Raw genomic sequence first — 17,514 nt, forward strand, 5'->3', positions numbered from 1 at the left:
CTCATGCTCCCGTGGTGAGTGAGGTGTTGATGGCGTCGAGGAAGTCGCCGGGTGTCTTGGCGCTCTCGGCACCGGGCTCGATCGGGGTGCCGTACCGGTTCTCCAGCTCACCGACGATCGCGAGCAGGCCGAGCGAGTCGAGTCCGTACTCGTCGAACGTGGAGTCCGGCCGGGTGCGCATCCGCTCCGGGTCGACGGTCAGTCCGGCGCAGCCCTTCATGAGCGAGGCCAGATCTTCGTAGGACAGTTGACTGGGCATCAGATATCTCCTTCCGGGCCGCGGAGCACGAGCGCCGCGTTGCAACCCATGAGCCCCCGGCTGAGCACCAGCGCGGTCCGCGGCCGCCCGGGCCGGGAACTGCCGGTGACGAGGTCGAGGTCGTGGCAGACGTCGGTGACGTACGGGGTGGGCGGCACGACGCGGTGTTCCATGGCGAGCACCGCGGCCGCCACGTCCAGCACCGGCGCCGCGCAGTACGCCCGGCCGAAGCCGGTCTTGGGGGCGGTCACCGGCACCCGGCGACCGTGCGCGCCGAGCGCGTCGGTGATCGCCAGCGCCTCGGCGCGGTCCGCCTCCGGTGTGCCGACGGCGTCCGCGAACACCACGTCGACCTCCTCCGGGGCGCACCCGGCCTCGGCCAGCGCGACGCGGATGGCCTGCGCGAGCCCCTCCCGGGACCGCTCCCAGTTCGACGGGCCGGTGAACGTCGCGCCGTGGCCGAGGATGCGGCCCCGGACCCGGGCCCCGCGGCGCAGCGCCGCGCCCTCCTCCTCGACGACGAGCATCGCCCCGCCCTCGCCCGGCGCGAAGCCGCAGGCGTCGGCGGTGAACGGCAGATAGGCCCGGCCCGCGTCCCGGGCCAGGCTCATCTCCTCGTACCCCTGCTGGCAGACCACCGAGTAGGGGGCGAGCGGCGCCTCGGCGGCGCCCACCACGATCGCGTCCGCCCCGTGCCGGATCGACCGGCAGGCGTGCGCGAGCGCGTCCAGGCCGCCCGCCTCGTCGTTGGCCACCACCCCGCACGGGCCCTTGAATCCGCCGCGGATGGAGATCTGGCCGGTGCTCGCCGCGTAGAACCAGGCGATGGACTGGTACGGGCCCACATAGCGCGGCCCCTTGCCCCACAGCTGCTGCAGCTCGCGCTGGCCGAACTCGCCGCCACCGGAGCCGGACGCGGTCACCACGCCCACCGCGTACGGCGACATGTCGCGGCGCGGCAGCCTCGCGTCGTCCAGCGCCAGCTCGGCCGCGGCCATCGCGAAGTGGGTGAAGCGGTCGGTCTGGACGAGATACCGCTCCTCGATCACCGAGCCCGGATCGAAGCCGCGGACCTGGCCCGCGATCCGCAGCGGGGAGTCCTCGCAGCCCTCGCGGGTGAGCTGGTCGAGGAAGGCGATCCCCTCCCGTACGCCCTTCCAGAAGGCGTCCGTGCCCACGCCGTTGGGCGCCACGATCCCCATTCCGGTGATCGCCGCGCCCCGGACGTGCTTGTGTGCCGCCGTATTCCTGGTCGTCTGTGCGGTCGCGTTCATGACGTACCCCCATGACTGAGCACGACCGCGGACTGGAAGCCGCCGAACCCGCTGCCCACCGAGAGCACATGGCGCAGCGGCAGGGAGCGGGCGGTGCGCGGTACGTAGTCCAGATCGCACTCCGGGTCGGGATTCTCGTAATTGGCCGTGGGCGGCACCACGCCGTGCGCCAGGGCCAGGGTGCAGGCCACGATCTCGATGGCCCCGATGGCGCCCAGCGAATGCCCCACCATGGATTTGATCGAACTCATCGGCGTCCGGTACGCGTGATCGCCCAGCGAGCGCTTGACGGCCGCCGTCTCGTGGCGGTCGTTCTGCTGGGTGCCGGAGCCGTGCGCGTTGACGTAGTCGATGTCGGAGCTGTCGATCCGGGCGTGGCCGAGGGCGTGGTCGATGGCCTCGGACATCTCCAGGCCCTCCCGGGTCAGCCCGGTCATGTGGTACGCGTTGCCGTAGGTGGCGAACCCTCTGATCTCGCAGTAGATCCGGGCGCCGCGGGCGCGGGCGTGCTCCAGCTCCTCCAGGATCAGCACCGCCGCGCCCTCGCCCAGCACGAAGCCGTCCCGGCGCGCGTCGAACGGCCGAGACGCGTGCTCGGGGTCGTCGTTGTTGGCCGAGGTCGCCTTGATCGCGTCGAAACAGGCCACCGTGATGGGGGAGATCGGCGAGTCCGCCGCGCCCGCGACGCACACGTCGGCCCGGTTCTCCTCGATGGCCTGGAAGCCGTACCCGATCGCGTCGAGACCGGAGGTGCAGCCCGTCGAGACGGTCTGCACCGGTCCCTGCGCCCCGATCAGCTCCGCCACCCCGGAGGCCAGCGCGCTGGGCGAGAACGCCCGGTGCAGATGCGGCCCGGCCCGCCGGTGGTCCACGTTCCACGACTCGCCCTTGTTGCTGACCTTGACGTAGTCGTGCTCCAGCCGGGTGGTGCCGCCCACCGCGGTGCCCAGCGACACCCCCATCCGCCACCGGTCCTCGCCGCCGGTCTCCAGACCCGCGTCCCGCACGGCCTCCTTGGAGGCCGCCAGCGCGAACTGCACATACCGGTCGGAGCGTTCGATCTGCTCCGCGGACAGCCCGGCGGCCACCGGGTCGAAGTCGCATTCGGCGGCGATCCGCGAGCGGAAGCCCGCGGGGTCGAAGAGCGTGATAGCGCGCGTCGCCGTACGCCCGGCGGTGAGCATGTCCCAGAAGGCCGGAACCCCCACGCCCCCCGGTGCGACCACGCCGAGCCCGGTGATCGCCACCCGTCGCGTCACGATGACGCCTCGGCAGGTTCGGTGGCCTCCGTGTCCACGTGTCCCAGCTCGGGACGGGGAGCCAGCGGGCCCAGATGGAAGACCATCCGGGCCTCGGTGTCGCCGACGTTGCGGAAGCGGTGCCGCATGTCGCGGGGGATCAGCAGGCCCTGGTCGGGGCGCAGCTGGTGCGCGGTCCCGTCCAGGTCCACCTCCAGCTCGCCGCAGACGACGAACACGAACTCCTCGGAGTACGGGTGGTAGTGCTCACCGATGCGCTCGCCCGGCCGCATCAGGGCCAGGCCCATGAAGCCGCTGGTGGCGCCCACCGTGCTCGGGGTGAGCATGGCGCGCAGATCGCCGCCGCGCCGCGTGTTGTGAGCGACATCGGCGAGGTCGACGATGTGGGGGGACTGCGTGGTCATGATCGGTGCCTCCGGACATGGGACGTGACAGGGGGTCTTAAAGGGCGTGAAGGCCGTAAGGAAAGGGAGGGGAAGGTCAGTAGTCCGCCGCCCGGCGGTCGGTGACCGGCTCCATGTCGCAGTCCGCGAGGAAGCGCCGCAGCCCTTCCTCGTGGGACAGATCCCGGTCCTGGCCGCCATCGATGAGACGGCTCAGCACGGCCGCGGCACGCTTGCCGCCGACACCCACCGCCAGGGCGGGGTTCTGGTCCAGTGGCGCCCTCATGTCCACCATCCGGACGACGATGTCCTCTTGCTGGAAGATCGTGCTGCTCACCAGGGGCGTCGTGCCGGAGTTCATCGCCAGTTCGTCCTGGCGGGCCAGCAGCCGGGCCACGGCCGTGCCGGAACCCGCCCGGACCGGATAGCTCAGGGCGTGCCGCCGCACCGGGCCCGCGGGCGCGCCGCCGCCCGGCCCGTTGACCGCCGTCAGGTGGTGCACCACCGGAAGCGCGGCCCGGAAGAAGAACTCCCGCGTCGCGTCCGGGTCGTCCAGGTCGCGCGGCTCCTCCAGATGCGGGTTGACGGCCGCCTCCACCGCACGCACCTCGGGCTGCCGGGACACATGGCGCAGCGCCGCCACCAGGTCGCCCTTGACCTCGACGGTCCGGACCACCCGATTGCCGGTCATGAACAGCGACGTCCGGCACAGCTGGGTGGTGTCGTCCACCCGCGTCTCCGGCGAGGCGTAGTCGGCCAGGATCGCCGCCACGTCCTTCTCCGAACCGGGCTTGACGGTGAACGTAATACCGTGCCGGACCAGCCCGTCGCCGATCCGCGGCGCCGCCTGCAGCCGCCCACGGGTGGTCACCGTCGCCCGGCCCCGGTTCTCGGTCTCCCGCAGGATGCCGAACCGCAGCGACCGGGTGTCCTCCACACAGCCGTGCATCGGCTTGACCATCTCCCGGTGCGCCTCGCTGTCCACCCAGGCCAGGAAGGGCGGGGCGCTCTCCCACTCGCTGGTGATCAGCCACTTGGAGGGGTCCTCGATCGACTGGCACAACTGGTCGCTGAGATGCCCCGGAACCGAGGCCACCTGCTGGCACAGCTCGTCATACGCACGCAGAAAACGCTCCTCGGCACCGCTGCGCACATCCAGCAGCAGCACCACGCGCAGCCGCGAATCGGCCAATGAGGACTGCGAGGACCGCGTGGTCATGGATGGTGTCGTGGTGGGCTGTGGAGTCTGGGGCAGGGTGCTCATATTCCACTCCTCCTAGGGGGATGCGTCCTTCCTTGGATGCGCCGCCCGTCAGACCGATCGTGGGGCGCTCCCACGTATGGCGCGAGATTTGTGAGCCATCTGAGGGAACGCCTGGTCAGAGCCCCGAACGGGCCTGGAAACACCGGGCATAGCAGCAAGATGAACCGTCTTGCCGACACTGCGACACGCGTGCCCGTCCTCATCGCGGGAGGCTCCCTGGTGGGCCTGTCCGCCTCACTGTTCCTGGGCCGTCTGGAGATCGGCCACCTGCTCGTCGAGAAACACCCGCGGACCTCCCACCACCCGCGCGGGCGGGGCAACAACATCCGCACGATGGAGCTGTACCGCACCGCCGGAGTGGAGTCCGCGATCCGCGAGGCGGCGGCCGTCCTGGCCGACAACCACGGCATCATGCAGACCCCGTCGCTCGCCGGAACCGAGCACAACTGGCTCTTCCGGGACATCGACCCCGGCGGCAAGGCCGCCCGGATCAGCCCCTCCGCCTGGTGCCTGTGCAGCCAGAACGACCTTGAACCCGTCCTCCTCAAGGCCGCCCAGGACCTCGGCGGCGACCTCCGCTTCGGCACCGAACTGCTCTCCTTCGAGCAGGACGCCGACGGGGTCACCGCCGTCCTCCTCGACCGCCGCACCGAGGTCCGCTCCACCATCCGGGCCGACTACCTCATCGCCGCCGACGGACCCCGCAGCCCGGTCCGCGAGGCGCTCGGCATCGGCCAGAGCGGACACGGCGAGCTGTTCCACAACGTGTCCATCACCTTCCGCGCCAAGCGGCTCGCCGACGCGGTCGGCGACCGCCGCTTCATCGCCTGCTACCTCACCAACCCCGAGGCCGACGGGGCGCTGCTGCCCGTCGACAACCAGGAGCAGTGGGTCTTCCACGCCCCCTGGCACCCCGAGCGCGGCGAGCCGCTGGAGGCGTTCACCGACGAACGCTGCGCCCAGCACATCCGCACCGCCGTCGGCATGCCCGACCTGGAGGTCGAGATCACCGGAAAGGCGCCCTGGCACGCGGCCGAGCGGGTGGCCGACGTGTACGGCTCCGGCCGCGTCTTCCTCGCCGGGGACTCCGCCCACGAGATGTCCCCCACCGGCGCCTTCGGCTCCAACACCGGCATCCAGGACGCCCACAACCTCGCCTGGAAGCTCGCCGCCGTCCTCGGCGGCTGGGCGGGCCCCGGCCTGCTGGAGACGTACGGCGCCGAGCGGCAGCCCGTCGCCCGGGCCACCAGCGCCCGCGCCGCCTCCCGCTCCGCCGAGCACAGCCACCCCGGCTACTCCGCCCCGCCCACCGCGGGCCCGCAGAGCAACGTCATGGCCGTCGCCATGGGCTACCGCTACGCGAACGGCGCGGTCCTCGGCGCCGACCCCGCCGCCCCCGCCGTACCCGACCGCTTCGAGATCTCCGCCGAACCCGGCGGCCGCGCCCCCCACATGTGGGTCCACCGCTGCGGCGTCCGGCTCTCCACCCTCGACCTGTACGAGCGCACCTGCGTGCTGCTCACCGGCCCGGGCGGCGCCGCCTGGCACGAGGCGGGCCGCCGCGCCGCCGACGCCCTCGGCGTCCCCCTCGACTGCTACCGCGTCGGCACCGAACCGGACCACGAACTGGCCCCCGAGCAGGGCACCGACTGGGCCGAACTCCACGGCACCGCCCCCGACGGCGCCGTCCTGGTCCGCCCCGACGGCTTCGTAGCCTGGCGCGCGGAACGCGCCGCGTCCGACCCCCACGCCCTGCTGACGGAGGTCCTGCGGGAGGTGTTGAGTCTCGGCAGCTGACGGCGCCCCGGCTGGTTCCGGGGGCTCGGTGATGAGCCCCCGGAACCGGAGGCCGAGGGCGGATCTGCACCCAAACCAGCCCGTCCGGCGCTTGAAGACCGGGGGCGCGGGGGCGGAGCCCCCGCAAACTAGCGCCGCACCCGGCGCCACACCCCAGGGGTCACGCTGACCGCCACCGTCAGGAGCACGGCCGCCGCCACCCCCTGCCACGGTTCGCGGAAGAGCGAGCCGCCGAGCAGGCCGATCAGCTCGTACGTCCCGGCCCAGGCCAGCGCCGCCGGGGCCGCGCCGCGCGCGAACCTCCGTAGCGGCCAGCTGGCCAGCAGGCAGGCCAGCATCACCGGGATACGGCCCGCCGGGATCAGCCGGGACAGGACCAGCACCGCCACCCCGTGCTCGGTGAGCTTCGTCCGCGCCTGGTCCAGCCGCTCCGGCGCCGCGTGGTCGTGGATGCGCTCCAGCCACCGTGAACCGTTCTTGGACCGCACACCGCGCCGCCCCAGCCAGTACAGCGCGAGGTCCCCGAGGAACGCGGCCAGCGCGCCGACACAGAAGACGAACAGCAGCGAGAACGGCGAGGACTGGTGCACCGAGACCACGGCCGCCGAGCTGACCACCGCCCCGGTCGGCACCACCGGCACCAGCGAACCCAGCACCACCAGCAGGAACAGCGACGGGTAGCCCACGGCCTGCTGCGTGGACTCGGCGGGCAGTCGCGCCAGTTCGCCTATCACCTGGCGGGCTCCAGCCGCACGCACTCCCCGTGCCGCAGCCGGTGCACCGAGGCGTCGGGGGCCAGCCGCCCCGCGTGGCGGACGAAGTCGTCCCCCGGCGCGTGGAATTCGTGCGGCCGCACGGCGTCCAGGCCGATCGGCCAGTACGTCCCGTAGTGCACCGGCACCGCGCTGCGCGCGCCCAGCCGGGCCAGCGCCTCGGCCGCGCGGCCCGCGTCGAGGTGGCCGTGGCCCAGGTATGGGCCCCAGCCGCCGACCGGCAGCAGCGCCACGTCGCACGGGCCGACCGCGTCGGCCATCGCGTCGAACAGCCCGGTGTCGCCCGCGAAGTACGTGGTGGCCTCGCCGCGCAGCACGTACCCGAGCGCGGGCGCCCGGTGCGGCCCGAACGGCAGACGGCGGCCGTCGTGGGCGGCGGGCACGGCCCGGACGCGTACCTCGCCGACCGTCACCTCGTCGCCCGGCCGGACCTCCGTGACCTGCAGATCGCCCGCCGCGGCGACCCGCCGCAGCCCCGGCACGGCCCGCCCGGCGCCGTACGGCACGATCAGCCGGGTGCCGGGCCACAGCCGGGCCAGCGAGCCGAGGTGCAGATGGTCGGCGTGCAGATGCGAGACGAGCGCGACGTCCGCCACCGCCGCGTCCGGCGGCGGCACGGGTCCGCGGCGGCGGCGCAGATGGGCGAGCCGCCGTACGAAGAGGGGGTCGGTCAGCACTCGTACGCCGGAGTCGCGCACGGTCGCGGTGGCATGCCCCCACCAGGTGATCTCCACCGACACGCGGTGCCTCCCGTCGTGCACGTACCACCCCGTCGGGTCCGATCCTCTCACTCCGATGGCCCCCGACGGCAGTCAGCTCAGGACCAGCACCAGCTCGCCGATCTCCTGTCCCCGTGCCGCCGCGAACGCCCGCTCCTCCCGGGTCACCCGGAACCCGCACTTCTCCAGCACCCGCAGCGAACCGGCGTTGTCCGCGGCGACCCGGGCGTACAGCGGGCGCAGCGACACCTCTTCCAGGAAGGCGGCCAGGGCGCGGGTGGCGATTCCCCTGCCCCAGTGCTCGCGTCCGATCCAGTAGCCGACGGACGGGTCGCCGTACTGCTCGAACCCCAGCACGTTCCCGGCGACCCGCCCGTCGTACAGCACCGTCCGCTTGACCACGGTGTCATCGCCGAGAATCCGGTCCCAGCGGTCGTCGAAGGCTCCCCGGTCGTCCGGGTTCTCGGCGGTGAAGGCCGCCATCCGGTTGGCCTCCGTGTCCCGGTGGTAGTCGAAGAAGACGGCGAGGTCGTCCCGGTTCACCGCACGCAGTCGCACCCTGGTTCCGCTCATGCCCTCAGTCTGCACCGGGAAAATGCTCGCGCGGGTCGTGTCGACCAGGAGGCCACCGCGGTCTTTACTTATGACTCATGCCGAGCAATGAGCCCAGCAATGCGCGGTCCGAAACGTGGAAGACGGCGCTGACCACGCTGCAGACGGCGAATCCGCCGTTCATCCCGGACGGAGCCGAGGCGATGACCGTCCTCGTCGAATACCCCCCGGGTGACCCGGGCGCCCCTCCGCACCGGCATTCCGGTCCGGCGTTCGGATACATGCTCGAAGGGGAGATGCTTTTCGAACTCGAAGGCGAGCCGGAGCGTGTGATCCGGGCGGGGGAGACGTTCTGGGAGCCCGGTGGCGACGTCATTCACTATCAGGACGGGAACAATCGAACGGATTCCTGGAGCCGTTTCCTCGTGACGATGATGTGCGCGCCGGGGCAGCCCATGCTGACCCTGGTCGACGACGAGGAACTGGCCAGGCGCAAGGACCGACGCGCTCCGCGGAAGTGAAGGTGACCATGAAGCTCGCAGTTATCGGCGGTACCGGCCTCATCGGATCGAAGGTCGTGAAGAATCTGAAGGCGGGAGGCCACGAGGCGGTGGCGTGCTCGCCCTCCACCGGGGTCGACATCATCACCGGAAAGGGATTGGAAGAGGCGGTGGCCGGTGCCGACGTCGTCATCAACCTGACGAATTCCCCGGCCTTCGACGACACCTCGGCGGCGTTCTTCCAGACCTCGATGGACAACCTTCTGGCCGCCGCACAGAAGGGCGGGGTGCGGCACCTCGTCATTCTGTCGATCGTCGGCGCGGAACTGGTGCCCGAGCTGGATTACTACCAGGCCAAGGTCCTCCAGGAAGACATCCTCAAGGCCGGGTCGGTCCCGTATTCGATCGTCCGCGCCACCCAGTTCATGGAATTCATGGACGCGGTCCTGTCCTGGACCACCGACGGCGACACCGTCCGGCTGCCCGCCACCCCGATCCAGCCGATCGCCGCGCAGGACGTCGCCGACGCCGTCGCCGAAACCGCCGTCGGCACCCCGCTGAACGGCACCCGCGACATCGGCGGGCCCGATGTCTTCACCCTCGACGAACTCGGCCGGGTCACCCTGGACGCGCGCTCCGACAGCCGCACCGTCGTCCTCGACGACACCGCGGGCATGTTCGGCGCCGTCCGCGGCGACGCCCTCACCACCAAGGGCAACGCCCACCTCGCCCCCACCCACTACACCGACTGGCTGACCTGAACCGGTCCGCCCCCGCCCGGCGGGGCCTCCCGGACCAACCGGGAAGCCCCGCCGAGCGAAAGACGTTCGGCAGCACGGCGCAGCACACGGCATCACACGGCAGCACACGGCAGCACACGGCAGCACCCGGCACAGTGGCCCCATGGATGAACGAGGGCTCGACCGCGACGGAACGATCGCACGCGAAGGCGCGCTTGACCGGGTGCCTGCGGCGTTCGTCCCCGTCGTCGATGCCGCCCGCGCTCAGCTCACCGGGACGTTCGGCGGCACGCGTCTGCACAGCGCGTACCTCTACGGCAGCATCCCCCGTGGCACCGCCACCCCCGGAGTCTCCGACCTCGACCTTCAGCTCGCCCTCCACGACGAGCCCACCGAAGCCGACCGCGCCGACGCCACGGCGATCGAGGCCGTGCTCGACCGTGCGTTGCCGCAGGTCGATGGGGTCGGGGTCCTGCTGAGCAGCGCCCGGTTTCTGCTCAGCGATATCGAACGGCACGACGCCGGATTCTTCATCGCCTGCCTCTGCACCCCGTTGCTGGGCCCTGACCTGGCAGAACAACTGCCCCGTTACCGCCCCACGGCCCTCCTCGCGCGGGAGACCAACGGTGACCTCGCCCGTCTGCTTCCGCGCTGGCGGGCCAGAGCGGCCGAAGCCGCGACGGACGCCGATCGACGGGCCCTCAGCCGTGGCGTCGGCCGTCGTACCGTCCGTACGGGGTTCACGTTGATCATGCCCCGGTGGAGTGGCTGGACCAGTGACCTCGACCGGTCCGCCGAGCTCTTCGGCCGCTACTACCCCGAGCGTGTCGAGCAGATGCGGATCGCCGCGGCCACCGGCCGCGCCCCCTCGGCCGACCCGGCGGTGCTCGGGATGCTCATCGACGACCTCGGCCCCTGGCTCGCGGCCGAATACACAGCCGTACACGGCGAGCGAGCCCCACGTCCCTGATGGACGGTCAACAGCTATCGCATGTCGGGCGCCTGGCCCGTCGTCAGGCGCACCACATTGGACGCGGACCCGTAGCGGAAGGCGCGCACCCGGTACGACGCGTGCTTCTCGTCCGCCAGGGTGACCAGGCCGAACGAGGTGATGCCCGGGTCCAGCACCGCGACCGGCCGGAACCACCGGCTCCCGCGCGGGCGGTCCTCCAGCAGCTGGCCCCGCTCGTCGGAGGCGTGATCGGTCCAGGTGAAGCGGATGCCGTTGGCCTCCATGACGGTCGCGCGCAGCCCGCTCGGCGCGGCGGATGGCGCGGTGACGGGGTGGGTACGCACCCCCGGCTGCGGGCGGGCCACGGGCGCCGCCCAGCGGTGGTCCTTCTTCTGCTCCGCCGCGCCGAACCGCCCCTTCGGCAGCCGGACGTCGACGGCCCGGGACGCGGGGCCGTAGTAGGGCCGTACCCGGTAGTGGAATGGGGTCTTCGGCATCAGGTCCGGATGCCGGTACGAGGTCTGGCCCAGCGGTACGTACTGGAGGATCGTCCAGGGCCCCTCGGGCGCGGTCGCGTACTCCACGATCCGCCCCGCCGCACCGCCCGGCGCCCTGCCGTGCCAGCGCAGCGTGATGTCGACGGGGGAGTCCAGGGTGGCGGTGAGCCGGATCCCCGGGGGCGGGGCGTGACCGCTGGACGGCGACGACGCGCACCCGGTCAGCCCGGCGGCGGCGAGGACCGCCGCCGCCAGGGCCCGCACCGATCCGCGCACTACTTGCGCCAGAACTTGACGTTGCTCCACACCACCGTGGCCGGGCCGTTGCCGCTGCCCGTCCGGTAGGCGCCGAACTTGTCGTAGAAGCTCCCGCCGGGGCTGTCCACGGTGTGCTTCAGCGAACCGTTGATGTACGTACGGTGCTCCTTGCCCACCTGGTGCACGGTGTTGACGCGGACCGTCGCGCCGACCGTCCCGGCGTTCGAGATCGTGTCGCCGCCGTGCACCGCGTACAGCCGCCCGCCACGCTCGACGGCCAGCATGAAGTACGGCCCCGCGCTGCCGTCCGTGTCGTTGAACGTCTGCTTCAGGCTGACGCGGGTGCCGCTCATGCTGGTGATGCGGAAGGACCCCTCGAACTGGTGGGTTCCGCCCTTGTACGTGTCGTACCGCCGCTCGGCCCGCTGGTCGCCGCTCGCGGTGGAACAGGTCAGCTTGAACGTGAGGTCGTCGACCTCACCGCAGCCGCGCTCCTGCACCTTGAACCCGGGGGACTCGGCGGTCCAGCCGCCCGGTTCGACCTCGGCGTGCGCGGCGTTCGGCGCGGTCAGCAGCAGCCCGCAGGCCGCCGAGACCCCGGCGACGAGGCGGAACGTCCGGCGGCGCGTCCTCTTCGGCACGTCGTCCTCCCTCTACTTGACCCAGTACTGCACGTTGCGGAAGCGGGCCTCGGCGCGCCCCGAACCGTGGTGGTAGACGCCGTTCTTGAAGTAGCGCGTGGCCGGGCCACGGTCGTCGGCGGTGAGCACCAGCTTGTCGTCGGCGTACACCTGGATCGTTCCGGCGCTCGCGTCGTGGGCGACCTTCAAGTTCCACCAGGTGTTGTAGATCCCGGTCTTGATGGTCTCGTTCGTGTAGCGCTTGAGCGTGCCGCCGTTCGCGCTGGACGCCCGGAACATGATGTCGGTGGCGGGGGTCCCGGAAGGGCGCTTGGTGCGCAGGATCTGCATGATGTCCGCGCCGTTGGTGCCGGACGGGATGTACACATCGGCGTCCCACATCTGCTTGCCCGAGGTGTAGTCGTTCTTCCAGCGCATCTCGGTGCGCGGATTGGTCGAACTGCCCTCCTCGAACGGCTCGTCCGTGGAGTTCACCCACATGGTGTGGGTCTTGGTGCCGGAGTTGTAGCTGTAGCGCTCGCTGAGATCCAGGTTGTACGGCTTCTGCATGCTGTACGTGTACGACTTCTGCGTCCAGCCGTCCGTCGGATCGGCCGCCGCCTCCGCCCCGTGCGCGGTCGTCGCCGTCCCCGTCAGCGCGGCCATGAGCGCGCCGACGGCGACGCCCACCCTGACCCGCATGCGTAACGCGGGCATCTGCCCACCTCCAGTCGTCATGGTCCGGACCAGCGCAACGTAAGGGAGGGGCGATGGCGTGTCCATATCAATGAACAAGTTTCTTTACTTTCCCCGACCCCGTTCAGGGATGTGACTGGCTCAGGCGGCGGCTCGTCGGTCGGGTTTGGCGTTTTGGCGCAGGTCGCCGATGAGCCGGGCCGCGCTGGCGTACGCGCCGAGGGCGGCCACCGCTGACAGCCATACCGCGCCATGGCTGCGCAGGTTGTTCACCAGGTAGATGCCGAAGAACACGGTCCCGGCCCCGGAGCGCACGTCGTTCCGCTGCCACCAGTGCCGACGGGGCGCTTCCGTCTTGGCGAGCTGTCGCGCGTAGGTCGTCACGGGCCCGAACTCCTCCTCGGGCTCGCACCCGGATTCCTCGGCGTGGCGCCTCGCCTCCCGGGTGAGTTCGGCCGCGCGTGCCCGGGGCAGGGCGTGGCGTCCTTCCAGGAGTTGCGGCAGCTTGCGCAGCCACGCCTCGGACGGCAGCCGCTCCTGCGCGGGGGCGGTCGGCGGGTTGTAGAACAGCGCCCATGCGGGGAGCAGGATGCCCACGACGCAGATGGCGGGGGTGGGCACGTGCGCGAGAACGGTGTCGGGCGTCTCCGCGAACGCGACCACGGTGAGGACGATGGCGACGAAGGTGGCCAGTCCGTAAGCGGCCGCGCGGTTGCGGGACCCGGCGTGCAGGGCGAACTGCGCGCCGTGCAGGGCGCCTACGGCGGCGGCGATGAAGACGCCCCCGACGAGGGCGGCGGCGGTGAGGTCGGTCATGAGGCCGTTCATCACGAACTCGCCTGCCCCGACCAGAAAGGTCATCCAGCCCCACTGCGCGGTCACGACCACGGCGTAGTCGGCGGTCGTCCACGCGTCGGGGTCGGCTCCGGCCCGTACGTCGGCGGGGAGCCGCTCGGCCGCCACGGTTTCGGCGAAGTCGTCCGGGAGCCCGAAGGCGTCCTCCGGGCGTTCCCCGCTCTCCGCGCAGTGTGCGGCCACTTCCGCCAGCACGCTGTCGCACACGTCATTTCCCACGGAACGCTCGGCGAGAGCGAACCGGGCCCGGAACTCCCACATGTCTGCGGATTCGCTCATCACCACTCCTGCTCGGTTCGCTTCATCAGCCCGTCCATCGCGGCGGAGAAGTCCTGCCACTGCGCGATCTCCTCGCGCAGCCGGGCGCGTCCGGCGTCGGTGAGCCGGTAGACCTTGCGCCCCGGTCCGCCCTCGCCCGGCTCCCAGCGCGATGCGACCAGGCCGTCGGTTTCCATCCGGCCGAGTACGGGATACAGCGCCCCGCCCCGCACCGTCCCGAGACCGTGCTCGGCGAGCCGCTGGACCAGCGCGTACCCATGCCGGTCGGCTTCGGCCAGCACCGCGGCCACGCTCAACTGCAAGGTTCCGCGCAGCCATCCGGCCGAGGCGTCCGCCCGTGTCATCTACCCTCCTGGCGAATTACTCGCGATCCACGACTAGTTCGGTTTCAGAGTAGCCTATCGGCAGAGGGAGTTGCCCTATGCCCTGGCGGACCGGCGGGGTCATGATCAAAGCTAGGTGTCGTGGACGGAGTTGCGGACGGCACGGTTCTCGCCCTGATCGGCGTTCTGCTCGGGACGGCGGGGACCCTCATCGGGCAGCACCTGGCGAATCGCGTCGAGGTGCAGCGCGGCCATCGGCACCGCGCGGACGTGGCGCGGGCGGAGCGCAAGGAGGCCATATCGGGGTTCTTAAAGGCGGTCCAGCGGGTCGAGTTGGTCCTTGACCGCCGAAAGCTCGGAATGCCGACCCTCGACGACCCCGAGGACGAGAAGCTGCATGAACTGTGGCTGGCGAAGAAGGCGGTCGAGCTGGTGTGTTCCACCGAGGTCTCCCAGGCCGCCCACGACTACACCACGCTGCTGCACACGTTGATGCGCACCCCCGACGACCGGGGGCGGTCGCCGGTCAAGCGCGAACGGCGCGAGGTGTTCATGGAGGTGGCCCGCGAGGAGCTGGAGAGCGGCCGCGCCCGCCTCAGACGGTGAGACCCCTCCGCGGAATCTCTAATGATCTCCTTGATGTCCGGCGTGGACAATGCGGTCCGTGGTGGCCCCACTCACCCCCCCCACACGGACCGCCAAGGAGGATGTATGACGTCCGCCCAGCCCGCCGAGCCCCTGACCTACCCGTTCGCGGCCGAGAAGCTGAACCTGGCCCCGATGTACGCCCAGTTGCGTCACGAGGAGCCGCTCGCGCGCGTCCAACTCCCGTACGGCGAACCCGGGTGGCTGGCCACGCGCTACGAGGACGCCCGGCTCGTCCTCGGCGACCCGCGGTTCAGCCGGGCGGCCGCCGTCGGCCGTGACGCGCCGCGCGTACGGCCGTACGCGCCGGGCCCCGGCACGATCAGCACGTTCGACCCGCCGGAGCACAGCCGGTTGCGCCGCCTGGTGACGAAGGCGTTCACCGTGCGCCAGATCGACCGCATGCGGTCACGCGCCCAGCGGATAGCCGACGACCTGGTCGACGAGATACGGGCGCAAGGCGCCCCCGCTGACCTGGTCGAGGACTTCGCCCTGCCCCTGCCGATCACGGTCATCTGCGAGCTGCTGGGCGTGCCGTTCGAGGACCGGGCCGACTTCCGCCTGTGGTCCGAGGCGTTCCTCTCCACCACGAAGTACACCCTCGAAGAGATCAAGGGCTACCGGACCCTGCTGCGCGACTACATGGCCGGTCTCGCCGAACAGCGGCGCACCGCACCACGGGAAGATCTGCTCAGCTCCCTCGTCGCCGCGCGCGAGAACGACGACCGGCTCTCCGAGGACGAGCTGCTCTCGCTGTCCGAGGCGATCCTCATCGCCGGTCACGAAACCACCGCCACGCAGCTCGGGAACTTCTTCTACGTCCTGCTCACCCAGCCCGACCACCTCGCCGCCCTGCGCGCGGACCTCGACCAGGTCCCGCAGGCGGTCGAGGAGCTGCTGCGCTTCACCCCGCTCGGCTCCGGCAGCATGCAGCCCCGGTACGCGCTCGAAGACATCGAGCTGGGCGGGGTGACCGTACGGGCCGGTGAGCCGGTCGTCGTCGCCATCAACTCGGCCAACCGGGACGAGTTGGTTTACACCGACTCCGACCAACTCGACCTGCGCCGCCGCGCGGCCACCCACCTCGGCTTCGGCCACGGCCCGCACCACTGCCTCGGCGCTCCACTGGCCCGGATGGAGCTGCAGATCGCCCTGCGCACGCTGTTGGAGCGGCTGCCGGGACTTCGGTTCGCCGATGCCGAGCGGGACGTGGAGTGGAAGGTGGGCGTATCCACGCGCGGCGTGCGGCACCTGCCGGTTACCTGGGATTCGTGAGGTCGCCCAGGAAGGCCGACCAGGCGTCGGCGGGTATGTGAAGGTTCGCCCCGTCCGGGACCTTGGAGTCCCGGACGTGGACGGTGGCGGGGGACTGGGCCACCTCGACGCACTGGCCGCCGGTGTTGTCGCTGTAGCTCGACTTGTGCCAGTCGAGAGCGACCTCGACGCATTGGCCTCCGCTGGAGTCGCTGTAGCTGCTCTTGAACCACACGAGTCTGCTCATAGCTCACCCATCAACTGCTCGATGAAGTGCACGGATTCTTCTGGCCCGAGAGCCTGGGACCTGATCATGGCATAGCGGCGGGCCAGGACGCCGACCTCGTCCGGCTTGGAAAGCAGCATGCTCTTCCCTTGTCCCTCCAGATAGGCGAGGGTCGCGTCGTCCGGGGTCAGCCCCGCCTGGACGCGCAGTAGCCGCAGCACAGCGGCGAAGTACTGCACAGTCGGTGCTGTCGAGACCTTCTTCTTCGGCTGGGTCACCCCGGCCACCTCTCTCAACGTGACTCAACGCCAATCAACGGCTGTTCGACCAGAGTTGCTGAGCTGCGCCGTTGACTCTCTGCTACTAGCGCACGGTAGCGAGGTGCACTGACAGTTGAGCCATGAATGCAGAAAGTCACGGCGTAAACCCCATCCATGGCTGGATGCGGAGGTTCGCCCCCAGGCCCCCATCCGTCCACCGCGCACGCCACGCCGCCGAGGCCGCATTGTGCGGGTGGGGCGTGGCCCCGGCCTCACTCCCGTTGGTGATGCTCGTCCTCTCGGAGCTGGCGACCAACGCGGTACGGCATGGCCGCGTACCGGGGAGGTACTACGAGGTGCGTATCGCATACGACGCAGAGAAGTTGGTCGGCATCGAGGTGTCCGACCCTCGCGAGGGGCTACCGGTGGTCGGCGAGGCGTCGCCGGACGCCGAGCGCGGGCGCGGGCTGGCGATCGTGGAGGCGTTCGCCGAGGCGTGGGGCGTGCGGGAGCGCATCGTCGGCAAGACCGTGTGGGCTCGCGTGCGCATCTAGGGCGGGCGGCGTCGTCAGTCGGGCTGCTTCTCCATATGCGCGAGGACACGGTTCGAGATCCGGGCGAGCGCGGCGAGGTCTTCAGGGGGGAGGGCGTCGATGAACAGTCGGCGAACGTGCTCGACGTGCACGGGCGCGGCGTCCTCGATCGCCTTGTGGCCCGCCGCGGTGGCGACGATGAACGCTCCGCGCCCGTCGTCGGGACAGTCTTCCTTGGTCACCAGCCCGCGCGTCGTCATCCGCCTGACCTGGTGAGACATGCGACTCTTTTCCCACTCCACCAGCTTCACCAGGTCCATGAAGCGCATCCGCCCGCTGCCGGTTTCGGTGAGTTTGGCCAACACGATGTAGTCGGAGGCGGACATCCCGGAGTCGGCCTGGACTCGGCGGGAAAGCCGTCCGATCAGCTTCTCCTGCAGGTGGATGAAGCCGTCCCAGGCGGCCTGTTGCTCCGACGTCAGCCAGTGAGGCGTTGCGTTCATGGGGGGAGCGTAACGGCGCGGCTCGGACGCGTATCCGCCCACCCGGCACGTACCCCGAAGTCGCCTCCCATGGCGGCCAGTTGACGTATCAAC

The 17,514-nt window shown here is 71.0% G+C and carries 23 protein-coding genes; 7 read left to right on the forward strand and 16 right to left on the reverse strand.

The window, feature by feature from the left end; translation table 11 throughout:
• Position 1 precedes the first annotated feature (1 nt).
• From ABZ370_RS27405 to ABZ370_RS27425, 5 genes are all read right to left on the reverse strand, one after another.
• Complete coding sequence (locus tag ABZ370_RS27405; RefSeq protein ID WP_358625803.1) at positions 2 to 259, reverse strand: acyl carrier protein; 258 nt, start codon at positions 257 to 259, stop codon at positions 2 to 4.
• Entirely contained in the window at positions 259 to 1,533 is a 1,275-nt protein-coding gene (locus ABZ370_RS27410; protein ID WP_358625805.1) for a beta-ketoacyl synthase N-terminal-like domain-containing protein, read from the reverse strand. Before ABZ370_RS27410 ends, ABZ370_RS27405 begins: the two co-directional genes overlap by 1 nt.
• Entirely contained in the window at positions 1,530 to 2,792 is a 1,263-nt protein-coding gene (locus ABZ370_RS27415; RefSeq protein WP_358625806.1) for a beta-ketoacyl-[acyl-carrier-protein] synthase family protein, read from the reverse strand. The genes ABZ370_RS27410 and ABZ370_RS27415 overlap by 4 nt, the downstream gene beginning before the upstream one ends.
• Complete coding sequence (locus ABZ370_RS27420) at positions 2,789 to 3,196, reverse strand: cupin domain-containing protein (RefSeq protein WP_358625807.1); 408 nt, start codon at positions 3,194 to 3,196, stop codon at positions 2,789 to 2,791. Before ABZ370_RS27420 ends, ABZ370_RS27415 begins: the two co-directional genes overlap by 4 nt.
• A 76-nt stretch (positions 3,197 to 3,272) precedes the next feature.
• The gene (locus tag ABZ370_RS27425; protein ID WP_358625885.1) at positions 3,273 to 4,394 is read right to left on the reverse strand and encodes a SchA/CurD-like domain-containing protein; all 1,122 of its coding nucleotides are present in this window, start codon (positions 4,392 to 4,394) and stop codon (positions 3,273 to 3,275) included.
• Between the two features lie 204 nt (positions 4,395 to 4,598).
• Between ABZ370_RS27425 and ABZ370_RS27430 the strand changes: the two genes are divergently transcribed.
• Entirely contained in the window at positions 4,599 to 6,236 is a 1,638-nt protein-coding gene (locus ABZ370_RS27430; RefSeq protein ID WP_358625808.1) for an FAD-dependent monooxygenase, read from the forward strand.
• 128 nt (positions 6,237 to 6,364) lie between these two features.
• On the opposite strand, the gene ABZ370_RS27435 is transcribed toward ABZ370_RS27430, so the two are convergent.
• The 3 genes from ABZ370_RS27435 to ABZ370_RS27445 all read right to left on the reverse strand — a co-directional run bounded on the left by ABZ370_RS27435 (position 6,365) and on the right by ABZ370_RS27445 (position 8,301).
• The gene (locus ABZ370_RS27435) at positions 6,365 to 6,970 is read right to left on the reverse strand and encodes a VTT domain-containing protein (protein ID WP_358625809.1); all 606 of its coding nucleotides are present in this window, start codon (positions 6,968 to 6,970) and stop codon (positions 6,365 to 6,367) included.
• Positions 6,967 to 7,749, reverse strand: coding sequence for an MBL fold metallo-hydrolase (locus ABZ370_RS27440; protein ID WP_358625811.1), 783 nt, complete (start codon positions 7,747 to 7,749; stop codon positions 6,967 to 6,969). The genes ABZ370_RS27435 and ABZ370_RS27440 overlap by 4 nt, the downstream gene beginning before the upstream one ends.
• 72 nt (positions 7,750 to 7,821) lie before the next feature.
• Positions 7,822 to 8,301, reverse strand: coding sequence for a GNAT family N-acetyltransferase (locus ABZ370_RS27445; protein ID WP_358625813.1), 480 nt, complete (start codon positions 8,299 to 8,301; stop codon positions 7,822 to 7,824).
• A 77-nt stretch (positions 8,302 to 8,378) separates the two neighbouring features.
• Here ABZ370_RS27445 and ABZ370_RS27450 point away from each other — a divergent pair, with 77 nt between their 5' ends.
• From ABZ370_RS27450 to ABZ370_RS27460, 3 genes are all read left to right on the forward strand, one after another.
• Positions 8,379 to 8,801, forward strand: a complete 423-nt coding sequence (locus ABZ370_RS27450; protein WP_358625815.1) for a cupin domain-containing protein — start codon at positions 8,379 to 8,381, stop codon at positions 8,799 to 8,801.
• Positions 8,802 to 8,809: 8 nt separating this feature from the next.
• The gene (locus ABZ370_RS27455; RefSeq protein ID WP_358625817.1) at positions 8,810 to 9,541 is read left to right on the forward strand and encodes an NAD(P)H-binding protein; all 732 of its coding nucleotides are present in this window, start codon (positions 8,810 to 8,812) and stop codon (positions 9,539 to 9,541) included.
• A gap of 142 nt (positions 9,542 to 9,683) precedes the next feature.
• Complete coding sequence (locus ABZ370_RS27460) at positions 9,684 to 10,490, forward strand: nucleotidyltransferase (RefSeq protein WP_358625819.1); 807 nt, start codon at positions 9,684 to 9,686, stop codon at positions 10,488 to 10,490.
• Between the two features lie 14 nt (positions 10,491 to 10,504).
• Here ABZ370_RS27460 and ABZ370_RS27465 read toward each other — a convergent pair whose 3' ends face one another.
• From ABZ370_RS27465 to ABZ370_RS27485, 5 genes are all read right to left on the reverse strand, one after another.
• Entirely contained in the window at positions 10,505 to 11,233 is a 729-nt protein-coding gene (locus ABZ370_RS27465; protein ID WP_358625821.1) for a fibronectin type III domain-containing protein, read from the reverse strand.
• An 11-nt stretch (positions 11,234 to 11,244) separates the two neighbouring features.
• A complete protein-coding gene (locus tag ABZ370_RS27470; RefSeq protein ID WP_358625823.1) occupies positions 11,245 to 11,868 on the reverse strand; it encodes a hypothetical protein in 624 nt (207 codons plus the stop codon).
• Between the two features lie 12 nt (positions 11,869 to 11,880).
• Positions 11,881 to 12,564 (reverse strand): cinnamyl alcohol dehydrogenase, encoded by a 684-nt coding sequence (locus tag ABZ370_RS27475; protein WP_358625825.1) that lies wholly within the window; start codon positions 12,562 to 12,564, stop codon positions 11,881 to 11,883.
• A 120-nt stretch (positions 12,565 to 12,684) separates the two neighbouring features.
• Positions 12,685 to 13,677 (reverse strand): hypothetical protein, encoded by a 993-nt coding sequence (locus ABZ370_RS27480; RefSeq protein WP_358625826.1) that lies wholly within the window; start codon positions 13,675 to 13,677, stop codon positions 12,685 to 12,687.
• Entirely contained in the window at positions 13,677 to 14,021 is a 345-nt protein-coding gene (locus ABZ370_RS27485) for a PadR family transcriptional regulator (protein WP_358625828.1), read from the reverse strand. The genes ABZ370_RS27480 and ABZ370_RS27485 overlap by 1 nt, the downstream gene beginning before the upstream one ends.
• 120 nt (positions 14,022 to 14,141) lie before the next feature.
• Between ABZ370_RS27485 and ABZ370_RS27490 the strand changes: the two genes are divergently transcribed.
• Positions 14,142 to 14,606, forward strand: coding sequence for a hypothetical protein (locus ABZ370_RS27490; RefSeq protein WP_358625830.1), 465 nt, complete (start codon positions 14,142 to 14,144; stop codon positions 14,604 to 14,606).
• A gap of 105 nt (positions 14,607 to 14,711) precedes the next feature.
• Entirely contained in the window at positions 14,712 to 15,920 is a 1,209-nt protein-coding gene (locus ABZ370_RS27495; RefSeq protein WP_358625832.1) for a cytochrome P450, read from the forward strand.
• Here ABZ370_RS27495 and ABZ370_RS27500 read toward each other — a convergent pair.
• Positions 15,904 to 16,146, reverse strand: coding sequence for a DUF397 domain-containing protein (locus tag ABZ370_RS27500; RefSeq protein WP_358625834.1), 243 nt, complete (start codon positions 16,144 to 16,146; stop codon positions 15,904 to 15,906). The genes ABZ370_RS27495 and ABZ370_RS27500 overlap by 17 nt on opposite strands.
• Positions 16,143 to 16,403 carry a Scr1 family TA system antitoxin-like transcriptional regulator gene (locus tag ABZ370_RS27505; RefSeq protein ID WP_358625836.1) on the reverse strand — a complete coding sequence of 87 codons (261 nt, stop codon included), beginning with the start codon at positions 16,401 to 16,403 and terminating at the stop codon, positions 16,143 to 16,145. The genes ABZ370_RS27500 and ABZ370_RS27505 overlap by 4 nt, the downstream gene beginning before the upstream one ends.
• Positions 16,404 to 16,567: 164 nt before the next feature.
• Between ABZ370_RS27505 and ABZ370_RS27510 the strand changes: the two genes are divergently transcribed.
• Positions 16,568 to 16,939: an ATP-binding protein gene (locus ABZ370_RS27510; protein ID WP_358625887.1), complete on the forward strand. Its 372-nt coding sequence runs from the start codon at positions 16,568 to 16,570 to the stop codon at positions 16,937 to 16,939.
• Between the two features lie 14 nt (positions 16,940 to 16,953).
• On the opposite strand, the gene ABZ370_RS27515 is transcribed toward ABZ370_RS27510, so the two are convergent.
• Positions 16,954 to 17,421, reverse strand: coding sequence for a MarR family winged helix-turn-helix transcriptional regulator (locus ABZ370_RS27515; protein ID WP_358625838.1), 468 nt, complete (start codon positions 17,419 to 17,421; stop codon positions 16,954 to 16,956).
• Positions 17,422 to 17,514 lie beyond the last annotated feature (93 nt).

The sequence above is a fragment of the Streptomyces sp. NPDC005962 genome (genome assembly GCF_040629205.1).
Taxonomy (GTDB): Bacteria; Actinomycetota; Actinomycetes; order Streptomycetales; family Streptomycetaceae; genus Streptomyces.